We start from the raw sequence: 15052 nt of genomic DNA on the forward strand, positions 1-15052 counted from the left end.
CCGTGGATCCGGCCACCCTCATCGGGTTCGTCATCTCGATGGCCGCCCTCCTGGTCTTCATGATCATGGAGGGCGCCGACCCGGCGTCCCTGATCTTCATCCCGGCGATCATCCTGGTCATCGTCGCCACTTTCGGCGCGGCGATGTCCGGCCAGACGATGGACGACCTCAAGAAGATGCCGGCCTGGTTCAAGATGGCCGTGATGCCGGCCAAGGTGCCGCCGCCGACCCAGCAGATCCAGACGCTGGTCAGCCTCGCCGAGAAAGCCCGCAAGGAGGGCCTGCTCGCCCTGGAGGCGCAGGTCAAGGCGATCGAGGACCCGTTCCTCAAGCGCGGCCTGCAGATGGGCATCGACGGCACCGACCCCGAGGAGCTCCGCGCCGTCCTCGAGAGCGAGATCTCGGCGAAGAAGGCCGAGGACAAGACCGCCGCCAAGTTCATGACGACGATGGGCGGCTACGCGCCGACCATCGGCATCGTCGGCTGCATCGTCGGCCTGATGAACGTGATGGGGAACCTCAGCAACCCCGAGGCCCTGGGACCGATGATCGCCGCGGCCTTCGTCGCCACCCTGTGGGGCGTCATGGCCGCGAACTTCTGGTTTCTCCCCATGGGCGCGAAGATCATGCGGGTCAGCGAGCTGCAGGCCGCGCAGATGGAGCTGCTGGTCGAGGGCATCGCCGAGATCCAGGCCGGCACCAGCCCGCGGGCGGTCCGGCTGAAGCTCAACTCGCTGATCCCGCCCAGTGAGGTCGCCAAGGAGGCCGCGTGAGCGCCTCCGGCCACGGCGGTCGCCGCCGGGCCAAGAAGCACGAGGAGGAGGAGCACGAGAACCACGAGCGGTGGCTGGTGTCCTACGCGGACATGATGACCCTGCTCCTGGTCCTGTTCGTGGTGCTCTACGCGATGAGCCAGGTCGACCAGGCCAAGTTCGCCGCGCTGGCCAAGGGCCTCTCCCAGACCCTCGGCACGCCGATCAACGTGCAGCCGGCCTCCACGCCGGAGGGCTCGGTCCTCGACGGTCTCCCGGGCGCGGTGGACATCGCCTCGGCGATCCCCTCGGACCCGACCGTCCAGCAGGCCGAGGTCGACAAGGCGGCTGCGCAGGCCGCGGCCGACCGGGCCGAGCGCCTCGCCGCCGAGGCGAAGGCCGCCTACGACGAGCTGGCCGCCGCCCGCGACGCGATCGAGGCGGCGCTGGCCGCCGCCGGGTACGCCGGCGCGGCCCGCTACGAGATCGACGAGCGGGGCCTGGTGGTGCACATCGTGGCCGACCAGGTGCTCTTCGACGCCGAGCAGGCCGTCCTCCGGCCGGAGGGGCGGGCGATCCTCAGCGCGATCGCCCCCACCCTCGGCCGGCTGCCCAACCAGCTCGGGGTCGAGGGGCACGCCAACCACCTCCCCGTCACCGTCGGCGGCCCGTGGCCGTCGAACTGGGAGCTCTCGGCCACCCGCGCGACCACGGTCGTCCGGTACCTGGCCGCGGACGGTGTCCCGCAGCCGCGGCTGTCGGCCACCGGCTACTCGTCGACCCGGCCGCTGGTGCCCGAGTCCGACCCCACCGCCCTCACCGTCAACCGACGGGTCGACGTCGTCGTCCTGTCCACCGCGTCGGCGGAGGCCAACGCCCTCCTGCCCGGCCTCGACGCCGCCCACCGAGGAGTGACCGAATGAGCAAGAAGGACAAGAACGCCCCCGCCGACGGCGAGGAGACCGAGGGCAAGGGCGGGAAGAAGCTCTTCCTGATGCTGGCCGTCGTGCTGCTCGCCGGGGCCGGCGCCGCCTACTTCTTCCTCTTCGCCGGAACGGGGGAAGCGGAGGCCGCGGCGCCCGAGCACGGCGGCTACACCGCGCTGGAGCCCATCGCGGTGAACCTCGCCGGTGGTGGCTACCTGAAGATCGGCATCACCCTGGAGTACACGGTCGAGGCGGCCGGCGGGGGCCACGGCGGTGGCGGCGTCGACGGCGCCAAGGCCTACGACGCGATCATCTCCACGTTCTCGCAGGCGAACCCGGCCGACGTGACCAACGCCCGGGACGCGCTGAAGGAGTCCCTGGAGCAGAAGATCATCGAGGCGTACACCGACCACGACATCCCCATGGTCATGGGCATCTACTACACGGAGTACGTGACCCAGTAGCGGCGCACGAGTCCGGCGAGCGCCTGCGCTCAGTAGGGGTTTTCGCCCCTGGAACCCCCACTCAGCGCACACGCTCGCCCGCCGGCCTGACGCTCCGACCACGCGGGGGTGGCCGCCGGGCCCGGCGGGGCCCCCCCCGGCACACCCACCCCCCCCCCCCGCCCCCCCCCCCCGCTGCACTCCACCCGCACCACCCGTCACACGCCCCCCGGCCGGCACGGGGAGCCCTCGCCGCCCGGTCAGGGTGCTCCCGGTCCCCGCCGATGAGGGGTTGCGTGACCACCCCCGAGACCGGACCGGCCCCGGCCGCCGCGCCGGCCCCGGCTCCGGCCCCCGCCGCCACGGCCCCCGCCGTCCCGGCGCCCGCCGCCACGGCCACGAGCAACCGCAGCCGCCGTGGGGCGCCGCGCACCTACGACTTCCGCCGGCCGACGAAGCTCTCCCGCGAGCACGTGCGGGTCATGCAGATCGCCCAGGAGGGCTTCGCCCGGCAGGCGACGACGATCCTCACGACCTTCCTGCGCGCCGGCGCCCGCATGGAGCTCGGCGGCATCGAGCAGTTCTCCTACGACGACTACGTCGGGACGCTGCCCAACCCCAGCTTCATCTCCACCTTCACGCTGGAGCCGCTGGCCGGGAAGGGGCTGCTGGCCTTCCCCCTCGACATCGCCATGGCGATGGTCGATCACATGCTCGGCGGCTCCGGGGCCGCCGCCCAGCCCAACCGGCCGATGACGGCGATGGAGACCACCATCACCAACCACCTGCTGGACCGGCTGCTCGACGAGTTCGCGGTGTCGCTGGCCTCCGTGGCCGATATCCAGCCGGTGCTCGTCGGGCGGGAGTACAACCCGCAGCTCGCCCAGGCCGCCGCCGGCTCGGACACCGTGATGGTCGCCAGCTTCACGATGTCCGTCGGCGACCGCGAGGGCGAGGCCACGGTCGTGCTGCCGTTCTCCTCGTTCGCGCAGGCCCTGAACAACGCCGCCTCCCCGCAGCTCTCGGAGTCCGCGCTGCGCAAGCGCCAGCGCGCCCGCGAGGCGCTGATCGACCGGCTGAACCTGGTGCCGGTGGACGTGAGCGTCCGGTTCGCCCCGCTCACCGTCTCCTCCTCCGACCTGCTCTCCCTCGCCGTCGACGACGTGCTGCTGCTCCGCCACCCGCGGGACAGCCCGCTGGAGGTCACGACCAACGACGTGACGTTCGCCTACGCGATCGCCAGCAACCACCGGCGCCGACTGGCCGCCTCGATCGTCCCCACCCCGCACGCCCCGCACGCCGCGAAGGACTCCGCATGACCGCGCCCCGCACCGACTCGCAGGACTCCCAGACCGTCACGGCGGTCGTCGCCGCGGCCGCCCGGGCGGCCGCCGCCCTGGTCCCCTCGACCTCGGCGCTGAGCGCCGGCGCGCCGGTCAGCGACCCGGACACCGTCCCCCTGCCCCCGGCGGCCGCGCTCGCGGTCACCGCCGGGCTGTCCGGCGAGGTCTCCGGCGACGTCGTGCTGATCGTCTCCGGCGACGTCGTCGACGCGCTGCAGAACTCCCCCGTCGGGCAGATGGACGTCTCCGCCGCGCTGCGGCCGGCGCTGGAGGCGGCCGCGGCCGCGCTCGGCCGGGTGCGGGTCGCCTCCGAGCGCACCGAGGAGCCGGTCGCCGCCCTCGACGGGCTGCGCGACAAGGGGATGTTCGTCGCCGTCCCGCTCATGGGCGACGGCGAGCACCAGGCCACGCTCGCGCTGCAGGTGACCCTGCCGGCGGCCCGCGAGCAGCGGGGCAGCCTCGAGCTCCTGCGGCACGTGGCCATGGAGGTCACCGTCGAGATCGGGCGCACCCGCATGACGGTGCAGGAGCTGCTGTCGCTGCACCCGGGCGAGGTCGTCGAGCTCGACCGCGCCGCCAGCGCCCCCGCCGACCTGCTGGTCAACGGCACGCTCATCGCGCGCGGCGAGGTCGTCGTCGTCGACGAGGACTTCGGGCTGCGGATCAGCGAGATCGTCACCGACGCCGCCGAGCTGGGAGCCGCGGCCTCATGACGTGGATGATCATCCGGCTCTTCCTGTCCCTCGCCCTCATCGGCGGCGTGCTCTGGTTCGCCGCCCGGCTGGCGAAGAAGAAGGGCCTGGGTCAGGGCAACGGCCTCATCCAGGTCGTCGCCCGCCAGCGCCTGGGCCGCACCAGCACGGTCAACGTCGTCCGCATCGCCGACGTCGTCCTGGTCATCGGCTCCACCGAGGAGCAGGTCACCCTGCTCGCGGAGGTCGACGGCGAGGCGGTCGAGGCCGCGCTGGCCGAGCGCGGCGGCCCCGCCCGGCTGCGGCCCACCGGTGAGCCGGCCGACGACGCGCCCGCGGCGGCGGTGCCGGCCGCCCGGCCCGCGTCCGACGGCGTGCTCGCCGGCTCGGTCCTGGACCGGAACGGCTGGGGCACGCTGGTCGACGAGCTCCGCGAGCGCACGGTCCGCCGGTCATGACCGCCGCAGTGCGCCCGCTCACCCACCGGACGTGGGGCCGCGCGCTCGTCGTCCTGCTTGCGCTGCTGGTCGCCGCCGTGGCGGCGGTCGTCCTCGCCGGCGCGGCGGCGGCCGCCCCGACGGCCCCCACCGCGCCGACGGCACCGACGGCCCCCGAGGTCGGCGGGGCCGTGGACATCTCCATCGGGAACGGCTCCCCCAGCAGCTCCATCACGCTGATCCTCGCGATCACGGTGCTCTCGGTCGCCCCGTCGGTGCTCCTGCTGGCCACCTCGTTCACCAAGATCATCGTGGTGCTCGGCCTGACCCGGAACGCGCTCGGCATGGCGACGTCGCCGCCGAACCAGGTGCTCACCGGCATCGCCCTGTTCCTCACGCTCTTCGTGATGGGCCCGGTGTTCTCCGACATCAACGAGCTCGCCGTCCAGCCCTACATGGACGGGGCGATGTCGGTGTCGCAGGCCTACGACGCCGGTGTCGTGCCGCTGCGCGAGTTCCTCCTCGACAACACCCGCGAGGACGAGCTGAAGCTGATGATCGGGCTCTCCGACGAGGAGGCCCCGGCCGACGCGACGCAGGTCAGCATGACCACGTTGATCCCGGCGTTCGTGCTCTCCGAGCTCAAGAGCGCCTTCATCATCGGGCTGGTCATCTTCATCCCGTTCCTGGTGCTCGACATGCTCGTCAGCGCCGCGCTCATGGCGCTCGGCATGATGATGGTCCCGCCGACCATCGTGTCGCTGCCCTTCAAGCTGCTGCTCTTCGTCGTCGTCGACGGCTGGGCGCTGATCACCACCGCGCTGGTGGGTTCCTACGGAGGGGCGGGGTAGCGATGAGCGACGCGAAGACGACGCCCGAGCGAGGAACGAGCGAGGAGCGGAACGAGGACGGAGTCGAGCCATGAGCGACGCCGACGTCACCGAGATCGCCGCGCAGACCATGATGGTCGCCGCCAAGGTCGCCGCCCCCATCCTGCTGACCGCGCTCCTGGTCGGCTTCCTGATCTCGCTGTTCCAGGCGGCCACCCAGATCCAGGAAGCCACGCTCTCCTTCGTCCCGAAGATGATCGCCGTCGCGATCGCCCTGCTGGTGACCGGGAACTGGGTGCTCTCCGAGCTGGTCAGCTTCACGCACACCCTCTTCGACAAGCTCCCGGCACTGCTCGACCGGACCTGACCGCATGGACCTCTCGGTCCCGGCGGTCACGCTCGCGGCCCTGCTCCTCGGCACGGCGCGGGCCGCCGGCTTCGTCCTGCTCGCCCCGCCGTTCAACTCGCGGGTGATCCCCGGCGCGGTGAAAGGCGCCCTCGCCCTGGCCCTCGCGGTACTGCTGTCCACCCAGATCGCGCCCACGCTGCCCGAGCCGACGGCGGGTTTCCTGCTGGTCACCGCCGTCACCGAGGTCGTCATCGGCGCGGCGCTGGGCTTCGTCGTCCAGGTGCTCTTCACGGCGGTGCAGATGGCCGGGGACGTCCTCGACCTCGCCGGCGGCTTCTCGCTGCAGCCGGGCTACGACCCGATGGCGATGACCCAGAACAGCTCCCTGGGCAAGCTGCACTACCTGCTGGCCACCACGCTGCTGTTCACCAGCGGCGGGCACCTGCTGATGGTCAAGGGCTTCGCCACCTCCTACGACGGGCTGCCCGTGGGCGGCGACGTGCCCACCGACCAGATCGCGGCGGTGCTCATCACCGCCTTCTCCATGATGTTCCTGGCCGCGCTGCAGATCGCCGGGCCGATGGTGGCGGTGCTGCTGCTCGCCGACGTGGCGCTGGCCCTGCTGAGCCGGGCCGCCCCCGCGCTCAACGTCTTCGCCCTCGGCTTCCCGGTGAAGATCATGCTCACCCTGGCGATGCTGGGGCTCACCTTCCCCCTGCTGCCCCCCGCCCTCGACCAGCTGCTCGAGCACGGCGCCCGCGCCATGACCTCGCTGCGCGGCGGCTGAGGGGGTGACGCATGGCCAAGGACGGACCGGGTGGTGAGAAGACCGAGGCGCCCACTCCCCAGCGCCTGAAGAAGGCGCGCAAGGACGGGCAGATCCCGCGGACCCAGGAGCTGGGGACGTGGCTGGGCGTGGCGGCGGCGAGCTTCCTGCTGCCGATGCTGGTGGGCACTGCGTTCGACGCGGTGCAGCAGCTGTTCGTGCACGTCGGGACGGTGGCGGACGACCCGCAGGTCACCACGGTCACCGCGCTGCTCGGCAAGGCGCTGATCGCCTTCCTGACGACGCTGCTGCCGACCGCGATCGCGCTCATGCTCGTCGGCGTGGCCTCCTCCGCGGCCCAGGGCGGGGTGCACCCGACGTCCAAGCCGCTGCAGCCCAAGCTGAAGAAGTTCAACCCCCTGCCGGGCATGAAGCGCATGTTCGGCACCCAGGGCCTGTGGGAGATGTCGAAGGCGCTGATCAAGACGGCGGCCCTCGGCACCGTCGTGATCGTCACCAGCGAGCGGGCCCAGGCGCTGGTCTCCTCCGCGGGCTCCCTGCCGCTGTCGGCCGTCGCGGCCACCTTCACCGACTCGGCCGTGCTGATGTTCCGCGTCGTCGCGGTCACCGGCCTCATCATCGCCGTCGCCGACTACGTCGTCGTGCGGAAGAAGATGATGAAGGAGCTCAAGATGAGCAAGTACGAGATCCAGCAGGAGCACAAGCAGGCCGAGGGCGACCCGTACATGAAGGCGCACCGCCGCGGCGTGCAGATGGCGATGTCGCGGAACCGGATGATGGCCGAAGTGGCCGACGCCGACGTCCTGCTGGTGAACCCCACCCACGTCGCCGTCGCGCTGAAGTACGACGCCGCCCAGGGGGCGCCGCGCGTGGTGGCGAAGGGCGCCGGCGAGGTCGCGACGAAGCTGCGCCAGCGGGCCACCGAGGCGCGGGTGCCGCTGGTGCAGGACATCCCGCTCGCCCGCGCCCTGCACGCCTCCTGCGAGCTCGGTCAGGAGGTGCCGCCGCAGCTGTTCACCGCCGTCGCCCGCGTGCTGGCCTTCGTCATGCACCTGGGGTCGCGGGGCGTGCGGGGCGGCTTCCACCGGCCCGGGTTCGAGGCGCCCGATGTCACGGACCTGCCCAAGGCCGGTCGCCGCCGTCCCCCCGTCGCCGCCTGAGTGCGTTGATGATCAGGTCACCTGGTCGTTCCGGGTCCTGGCTCACCGTCGACCGTGAGCCAGGACCCCGCCCGGGGGGGCCGGGCCGGCGGTGCCGGGGCCGGGCCCGGTGGGTCTTTCCTGCGGCCTCGGGGCGGGGGCGGCGCCCCCCCCCGCGCCCCCCCCCCCCCCCCCCCCGCGACGGTGAGCCAGGACAGGCGTTCCCGGCGCGGTACCGGGTGCGCGTCGGCCTGCCGATGAGGGAGGGGTGAGCCAGCGTCCCTCGTGCGAGCCCGGAGCGGGCGAGTGAAAGGCCTGGGCAAGGCCGCCGTCCCGATCGGCGTCGTCGCCATCGTCCTCATGCTGGTGGTGCCGCTGCCCGCCGGGATGATGGACATGCTCATCGGGCTGAACCTGGCGATCTCCCTGCTGGTGCTGCTGGTCGCGATGCAGATCAGGAAGCCGCTGGACTTCGCGGTCTTCCCCTCGCTCCTGCTCATCGCGACGCTCTTCCGCCTCGCCCTCAACGTCTCCTCGACGCGGCTGGTGCTCACCGATGGCTACGCCGGCAAGGTGATCGAGGCCTTCGGTCACATCGTGATCGGCGGCTCGCTGATCGTCGGCCTGGTCATCTTCCTCATCCTCACCATCGTGCAGTTCGTGGTGATCACCAACGGCGCCGGGCGCGTGGCCGAGGTCGGCGCCCGCTTCACCCTCGACGCCATGCCCGGCAAGCAGATGGCGATCGACGCCGACCTCAACGCCGGGCTGATCAACGAGGCGCAGGCCCGCAAGCGGCGGCACGAGGTCACCGCCGAGGCCGACTTCTACGGTTCGATGGACGGCGCCTCGAAGTTCGTGAAAGGCGACGCCATCGCCGGCATCGTCGTCACCCTGGTGAACCTCATCGGTGGCTTCGCCATCGGCATGATGCAGCGCGGGATGGCGCCGGCCGAAGCGGTGAGCACCTACTCGCTGCTCACCGTCGGCGACGGGCTCGTCTCGATGATCCCGGCGCTGCTGATGTCCACGGCGACCGGCATCATCGTGACCCGCTCGGCCACCGAGGGCGACATGGGCACCGACCTGATCGCCCAGCTCGGTCGCTTCCGCCAGCCGGTCCGCATCGCCGGCGGCGCCGCCCTCGCGCTGTGCCTCATCCCCGGCCTGCCCAAGCTGCCCTTCCTGCTCGTCGGCGTGGCCTTCCTCGTCATGGCCAGCCGGATGACGGAGCCGGAGGAGGTCGACGAGGAGGCCGAGGCCGCCGCGGCCGCCGCCGAGCTGGAACCGGCCCCCGACTCGCCCGAGGCGATCGCGGAGAAGATGCGCGTCGACCCGCTCGAGCTCGAGGTGGCGTTCGACCTGGTCGACCTGGTCGACACCGCCCGCGGCGGCGACCTGCTGGACCGGGTCAAGGCCCTGCGGCGGAAGGTCGCCATGGAGACCGGGTTGGTCATCCCGCTGGTGCGCACCCGCGACAACCTCGACCTGCCCTCCTCGCAGTACGTCATCTGGCTCAACGGCGTGCCGGTCGCCAAGGGCAGCTCTCCCGCCGGCACCGTCCTGGCCATCGGCGACGCGCTCGACGGCCTGCCCGGCAAGCCCACCCGCGAGCCGGTGTTCGGGCTCGCCGCCAAGTGGGTGCCCGCGGAGCTGCAGCGGGCCGCCGAGATGGCGGGGGCCACCGTGGTCGACCGCTCGTCGGTCATCACCACGCACCTGGCCGAGGTCGTCCGGCAGAACGCCGCGGACCTGCTCGGGCGCGAGGACGTCCGCCTGCTCGTGGAGATGGTGCGCCGCTCCCACCCCGTCGTCGTCGAGGAGCTGACGCCCGCGCTGCTCACCCTGGGAGAGGTGCAACGCGTGTTGCACGCGTTGCTCGCCGAGGGTGTGTCGATCCGGGACCTGGTCCGCATCTTCGAGGCACTCTCTGTGCGTGCCAAGCACTCGACCGAACTCGACGGACTCGTCGAGGCGGCCCGGACGGCGCTGGGCTCGGCGATCAGCCAGCCCTACGTCACGCCGGACGAGCGCCTGCACGTGTTCACGCTGGAGCCGGGGTTCGAGCAGCGCCTGCTCGAGTCGGTCCGCCAGACCGAGATGGGTGCCGTCCTGGCCCTCGACGCCGGCGCCGTGGATGCTCTCGTGCACGGCTGCAGCGGCATGCTCGAGGACGCCGAGCGGCAGGGCCTGTCCCCCGTCCTCGTCTGCTCGCCCCAGGTCCGTGCGGCGCTCGCGCGGCTGATGCGCCAGATCCTGCCCCGGCTGCCGGTCATCTCCTACGCGGAGGTGTCCCGGACGGCCCAGATCGAGTCGCTGGGAGTGGTGAGCGGTGCCGTTGCGATCCGTTGAGGCCGCCTCGCGCGACGACGCGATCGCGGCCGCGCGCGAGCAGTTCGGGCCGCACGCCCGGGTCGTCGGGGTGCGCCGGGTCCGCTCGGGCGGCGTGCTGGGCTTCTTCGCCACCGAGCGCTACATCGCCGAGGTGGCGCCCGACCAGTTCGCGCGTCCCGGGGTCCCGTCGCCGTCGACCGGCCCCGCCCAGGCCACCCCCGTCGCCGCGTACGACTCCCCGCTGGCCGCGGCCGCCCCTGCGCGCGCCCGCGCGAGCGCACCCGCCCGCAACGGCGCTGCCGCCTGGGCCGCGGAGGCCGCTCGCCCGACCCCGGCCGAATCGGCTGCCCGGCCGGCCACCCCGCGGACCGGCGCGACCGCGGCGTCCTGGTCGCCCGCGCCGGTGGCGCGCCCGGCCAGGGACGACGAGCGGATCGACGAGCTGGCCGGCCTGCTGGGCGGCGGCGCCCCCACCGCGACCGGCGGCTCCCCCGCCACGGCCGCGCCCTCGACCGGCTACGGACGGTCCGCGGCTCCCCGCGCCACGTTCCCGAAGGCGACCCGGGAGCCCACGGCCACCCCGCGCCGCCAGCCCACCGCTGCCCCGGCCCCGCCGGCGGAGCAGCCGGATGCCGGCGCCGCACCCTCGCCCTTCACGGCGGCGCTGGCGCGCATGGTCTCCGGGGACCGTGACGTGCGCCAGGCCGTCGACCAGGCGCTGGCCCAGCCGCCGGAGCCCGTGCCGGCAGCACCGGCTCGCGACCCCTTCGCGGTCGCGCCCGCGCCTGCAGCCCGGCCGTCCCTGGCCGCAGCCATCCGTTCAGCAGATCCGTCGATGCGGTCGCAGACCGTGCAGGAGGAGACCACGGTGAGAGAACTGGCCACCGCGCCGCCCTCCACGTCCACGGCCGGCGCCGAGGAGCTGCCCCGGTGGGCGGCTCCCCCGCAGGAGCCCGCCGCCCCGGCACCGTCCGCGCGGCAGGAGGAGATCGCCGAGGCGCTGCGTGACGCCCTAGCCCAGGGGCACTCCGACGAGGCGCTCGCCGGCATCCTGCGCAAGATGCTGGCCGGGGACTCCCCGCGCGCGGCGCTGGCCGAGCCGGTCCTCCCTCTCGCGGTGATCGACGAGCCGGGTCTGCCCGTCCCGGTCCTGGACGAGCCGGGCCTGCCCGTCGGTGTGCTCGACGAGCCGGGCCTGCCCGTCGCGGTGTTCGACGAGCCGGCCCCCCGTACCGAGGTGCTGCCCGACGAGCCGGCGCCCCCGGCCCTGGTGCCCGACGGCGCCGCCCTCCCCGCCGCCGTGTTCGACGAGGCAGTGAGCGAGGAGGCCCGCCCGGCCGACGTGGTCGCCGACCCGGGACTGCTCTTCGCTCCCGCCGGTGCGCACGCCCCGGTGCTCGCGCCGGTACCGGTGACGCCGGAGCCGGTCGTCGAGCCGGTCGTCGAACCGGTCGTCGGCACGTCGTTCCCGCTGTTCGACGCCCCGGCCGGGCCCGCGCCGGTCCCCGCCGACTTCGGATGGGGTGGCTCCGCCGGTGGCAGCACGCTGTGGGGCGAGCCGATGCCCGCTCCCCCGGCCGCCGACGACGCCCCCATCTGGGCCGACGTGCTGCTCGCGGCTCCGGCGCCGGTCGCCGACGTCGCGGCCCCGGCCGAGGAGCCCCTGGCCGCGGCACCCGCAGCGGACGAGCCCGTGGCGGAGGAGCCCCCGGCCGGAGCACCCGTCGCCGAGGAATCCGTGGTCGAGGACGCCGTGGCCGCGGAGACCGGCGCCGACCAGCCGGTCGTCTTGCAGACCGCCCTCGAGCAGTCCGTGGCCGTGGAGGTCGAGGAGGCCGTGGCCGCGGAGACCGTCGCCGCGCAGCCGGTCGTCGAGGACGCCCCGATGGCGGACACCCCGATCGAGGACGCCCCGGTCGAGCAGGCCCTCGAGGAGATCGCGGTCGAGCAGGCCGCCGTCGAGGAGATCGCGGTCGAGCAGGCCGCTGTCGAGGAGGCGGGCGTCGCCGCCGCCGACGTGGTCGAGGCCGCTCCGCTGCTGGCCCGGACCGCGAGCGATCCCGCGCCGCTCAGCATGTCGCTGGACGCCACCACCGTCATGCCGCGGGTCTCCCTGCTGCCGCCGCTGTCCGGTGCGCGGGGTCGGGGGCTGCCGCCCGTGCCCCCGTCGTCGGGGCGCCCGGCGGTCCCGCCATCACGGTCGGCCGCCGCCGGCCCGCGTGCGGACGCCGCCCCCGAGACCCCGCAGGAGGAGAGCGCCCCGGCCGCGCCGCTCGCGCCCGTCGCCGGGCCGGTGGCCCCTGCCGCCGCACCGGCGACCCGCACCCTGGCGACCGTCACGCGTCTGCCGGTGGCCCCCCTCATGGCCGGTGGCGACCACCCCGACATGCCCGAGCTCGAGGACGACGCCGCCGAGCCCTCCACCGACGTCCCGTCGGCATCCCGGACCGGCGCGACTCCTGCCACCCCGCGGGAGGTCGTCGCCCGGCTGACCGAACTCGGTGTGCCCCGTGAGCTGCTCGGCGAGGACGTCGTCGACCGGATCGAGGCCGACGGCACCTATGCGGCGCTCACCAGGGCGCTGACCGAGCGGCTGCCCGAGGCGCCACGGCTGCCCACCGGCGCCGGCGAGGTGCTGTTCGTGGTGGGTCCGGGTGTCGAGACGCTCCGCGCCGCTCGGGCGCTGGCCGCCTCGCTGCGGCTGGACCCCGACCGCGTGCAGTGGGCGACGCGCGGCGATCTCGCCGGCCTCGCCCCCAAGGGCAGCCGGATGACCACGATCGACGCCGCCATCGACCGCCGCCAGGAGGCCGCCGACGCGGGCACGCTGACCATCGTCGCCGTCGACGCCCCGCTGCGCAGCGACGTCTACTGGATGTCGCAGATGCTGACGATCTGGTCGCCGGTCGCGGTGTGGGCCGTCGTGGAGGCGACCCGCAAGCCCGAGGACCTCGAGCTCTGGCTCGAGGGCCTCGCCCGCGTCGACGCCCTCGTCGTCCAGGACACCGACCTGAGCGCCGACCCGGCCGCGGTGCTGCAGCGGCTGACCGTGCCCGTGGCCCTCCTCGACGGCGTCCGCGCGACCCCGCACCGCTGGGCCTCGCTGCTCTGCGAGCGCCTGGACAGCCCGCAGGCATGAGCCCGTTCCGCTGGGACGTCCTCCTCGTCGGGTTCGTGCTGGCCGTGCCCGTACTCGCGCTCGGGCTGCGCGGTGACTTCTCGACGGAGGAGATGGTGAGCCGGCTGCCGTGGTGCCTGCTCGCCGGCTGGGTCGTGGTCGCGCTGGTGCGTGCCGTCGCGGCCCCGCCGAAGCCCGCACCCAAGCGCCGGCGCCGGCCCGCGGCCCGGCCCACGCCCGCGGAAGGACCCGAACCCGGCTGACCCGCTCCCGAGCGACCTCCCGCCGTCCCGGCCCTGGACGACCGGGACAGCGGGAGGAGCACCGCCGGAGCGGCGCACGGCTCAGGTCACAGCGGCAGGTCCTCGAGCATCTCGGTGACCAGCGCGGCGATCGGCGAGCGCTCGGACCGGGTGAGCGTCACGTGCGCGAACAGCACGTGACCCTTGAGCTTCTCGATGACCGCGGTGACGCCGTCGTGCCGGCCGACCCGCAGGTTGTCGCGCTGGGCGACGTCGTGGGTGAGCACCACGCGGGAGTTGCTGCCCAGCCGGGAGAGCACGGTGAGCAGCACGCCGCGCTCCAGCGACTGCGCCTCGTCGACGATCACGAACGAGTCGTGCAGCGAGCGCCCGCGGATGTGGGTCAGCGGGAGCACCTCGATGAGGTCGCGGGCGGCGATCTCCTCGAGCACCTCCTTGGACACCAGCGCGCCGAGGGTGTCGTAGACCGCCTGCGCCCAGGGCGACATCTTCTCGCCCTCGCTGCCCGGCAGGTACCCGAGCTCCTGCCCGCCGACGGCGTACAGCGGCCGGAAGATGACCACCTTCTTGTGCGCCCGCCGCTCCATCACCGACTCGAGCCCCGCGCACAGCGCCAGCGCCGACTTGCCGGTGCCGGCGCGGCCGCCGAGGGAGACGATGCCGATCTCGGGGTCCAGCAGCAGGTCCAGCGCGACCCGCTGCTCGGCCGAGCGCCCGTGCAGCCCGAAGGCCTCGCGGTCGCCCCGCACCAGGCGCACCCGCTTGTCCGGCAGGACCCGGCCCAGGGCCGAACCGCGGGAGGAGAGCAGGACCAGGCCGGTGTGGGTGGGCAGCTCGGCGGCGGCCGGCAGGAAGGTCTCGCCGGCCTCGTACAGCTCGTCGATCTCGGCGTCCTCGAGGGAGAGCTCGGTCATCCCCGTCCAGCCTGCGTCCACGGCGTCCAGCACCCGGTACTCGTCGGTCTCCAGCCCGACGGCCGCGGCCTTGACCCGCAGCGGGACGTCCTTGGTCACCAGGCAGACGTCCCGCCCCTCGGCGCGCAGGTTCAGCGCGACCACCATGATCCGGCTGTCGTTGCTGTCGTTGCGGAATCCGGCCGGCAGCACGGAGGGGTCGCTGTGGTTGAGCTCGACGTGCAGCGTGCCGCCGCCCTCCCCGACCGGGACCGGCGCGTCGAGCCGGCCGTGGGTGACCCGGAGGTCGTCGAGGATGCGCAGCGTCTGACGGGCGAACCAGCCCAGCTCGGGGTGGTTCCGCTTGTCCTCCAGCTCCCCGATGACGACGAGCGGCAGCACCACGTCGGCGTCGCCGAAGCGCAGCAGCGCTCCCGGGTCGGAGAGCAGGACCGAGGTGTCGAGGACGAACGTGCGGCGAGTGTTCACGAGTCGACTCCCGTGGGGCACCACGCTGCGGACAGCGCGCGCCCCGGCTCGAAGGTGACCGGGCCCCGGCACAGGAGCCGGGTACCGGCCCCCCTGGACGACGAGCGCTGTCGCACCAACCGGGCCTCCCGTGGACGTCGAGGGCAGCTCGCCGTCCACTGCGGACGCTAGGCCGGGGGGGTGACATCCGCGTGACGTACACCCCACAAGGAGGGGGCGGTGTCACCCGGATGGCTCAACCGCACCAACCGCACCAC

14 protein-coding genes are annotated in these 15052 nt (G+C 73.7%); 13 read left to right on the forward strand and 1 reads right to left on the reverse strand.

Annotation, left to right across the window (positions count from 1 at the left end; genetic code table 11):
- Positions 1-2: 2 nt before the first annotated feature.
- The 13 genes from QOZ88_RS16965 (at position 3) to QOZ88_RS17025 (ending at position 13413) form a co-directional block, all read left to right on the forward strand.
- Positions 3-773 (forward strand): motility protein A, encoded by a 771-nt coding sequence (locus tag QOZ88_RS16965; RefSeq protein ID WP_306000901.1) that lies wholly within the window; start codon positions 3-5, stop codon positions 771-773.
- Positions 770-1675 carry a flagellar motor protein MotB gene (locus tag QOZ88_RS16970; RefSeq protein WP_306000902.1) on the forward strand — a complete coding sequence of 302 codons (906 nt, stop codon included), beginning with the start codon at positions 770-772 and terminating at the stop codon, positions 1673-1675. Before QOZ88_RS16965 ends, QOZ88_RS16970 begins: the two co-directional genes overlap by 4 nt.
- On the forward strand, positions 1672-2142 hold the full coding sequence (locus tag QOZ88_RS16975; protein ID WP_306000903.1) for a flagellar basal body-associated FliL family protein: 471 nt from the start codon (positions 1672-1674) through the stop codon (positions 2140-2142). Before QOZ88_RS16970 ends, QOZ88_RS16975 begins: the two co-directional genes overlap by 4 nt.
- 275 nt (positions 2143-2417) lie before the next feature.
- Entirely contained in the window at positions 2418-3440 is a 1023-nt protein-coding gene (locus tag QOZ88_RS16980) for a flagellar motor switch protein FliM (RefSeq protein WP_306000904.1), read from the forward strand.
- On the forward strand, positions 3437-4177 hold the full coding sequence (fliN, locus tag QOZ88_RS16985) for a flagellar motor switch protein FliN (protein ID WP_091930723.1): 741 nt from the start codon (positions 3437-3439) through the stop codon (positions 4175-4177). The genes QOZ88_RS16980 and fliN overlap by 4 nt, the downstream gene beginning before the upstream one ends.
- Positions 4174-4614, forward strand: coding sequence for a FliO/MopB family protein (locus QOZ88_RS16990; RefSeq protein ID WP_306000905.1), 441 nt, complete (start codon positions 4174-4176; stop codon positions 4612-4614). Before fliN ends, QOZ88_RS16990 begins: the two co-directional genes overlap by 4 nt.
- Complete coding sequence (gene fliP, locus QOZ88_RS16995; RefSeq protein WP_306000906.1) at positions 4611-5444, forward strand: flagellar type III secretion system pore protein FliP; 834 nt, start codon at positions 4611-4613, stop codon at positions 5442-5444. Before QOZ88_RS16990 ends, fliP begins: the two co-directional genes overlap by 4 nt.
- A gap of 70 nt (positions 5445-5514) precedes the next feature.
- Positions 5515-5790 (forward strand): flagellar biosynthesis protein FliQ, encoded by a 276-nt coding sequence (gene fliQ, locus QOZ88_RS17000; protein WP_306000907.1) that lies wholly within the window; start codon positions 5515-5517, stop codon positions 5788-5790.
- 4 nt (positions 5791-5794) lie between these two features.
- The gene (fliR, locus tag QOZ88_RS17005; RefSeq protein WP_306000908.1) at positions 5795-6559 is read left to right on the forward strand and encodes a flagellar biosynthetic protein FliR; all 765 of its coding nucleotides are present in this window, start codon (positions 5795-5797) and stop codon (positions 6557-6559) included.
- Between the two features lie 11 nt (positions 6560-6570).
- Complete coding sequence (locus tag QOZ88_RS17010) at positions 6571-7719, forward strand: EscU/YscU/HrcU family type III secretion system export apparatus switch protein (protein ID WP_306000909.1); 1149 nt, start codon at positions 6571-6573, stop codon at positions 7717-7719.
- A gap of 285 nt (positions 7720-8004) precedes the next feature.
- Positions 8005-10050, forward strand: coding sequence for a flagellar biosynthesis protein FlhA (gene flhA / locus QOZ88_RS17015; RefSeq protein ID WP_306000910.1), 2046 nt, complete (start codon positions 8005-8007; stop codon positions 10048-10050).
- Positions 10031-13171, forward strand: a complete 3141-nt coding sequence (locus QOZ88_RS17020; protein ID WP_306000911.1) for a hypothetical protein — start codon at positions 10031-10033, stop codon at positions 13169-13171. Before flhA ends, QOZ88_RS17020 begins: the two co-directional genes overlap by 20 nt.
- A complete protein-coding gene (locus QOZ88_RS17025) occupies positions 13168-13413 on the forward strand; it encodes a hypothetical protein (protein ID WP_091930730.1) in 246 nt (81 codons plus the stop codon). The genes QOZ88_RS17020 and QOZ88_RS17025 overlap by 4 nt, the downstream gene beginning before the upstream one ends.
- A gap of 86 nt (positions 13414-13499) precedes the next feature.
- Here QOZ88_RS17025 and QOZ88_RS17030 read toward each other — a convergent pair whose 3' ends face one another.
- A complete protein-coding gene (locus QOZ88_RS17030) occupies positions 13500-14795 on the reverse strand; it encodes a PhoH family protein (protein ID WP_306000912.1) in 1296 nt (431 codons plus the stop codon).
- Positions 14796-15052 lie beyond the last annotated feature (257 nt).

The organism is Blastococcus carthaginiensis (assembly GCF_030731085.1).
GTDB classification, from domain to species: domain Bacteria; phylum Actinomycetota; class Actinomycetes; order Mycobacteriales; family Geodermatophilaceae; genus Blastococcus; species Blastococcus carthaginiensis.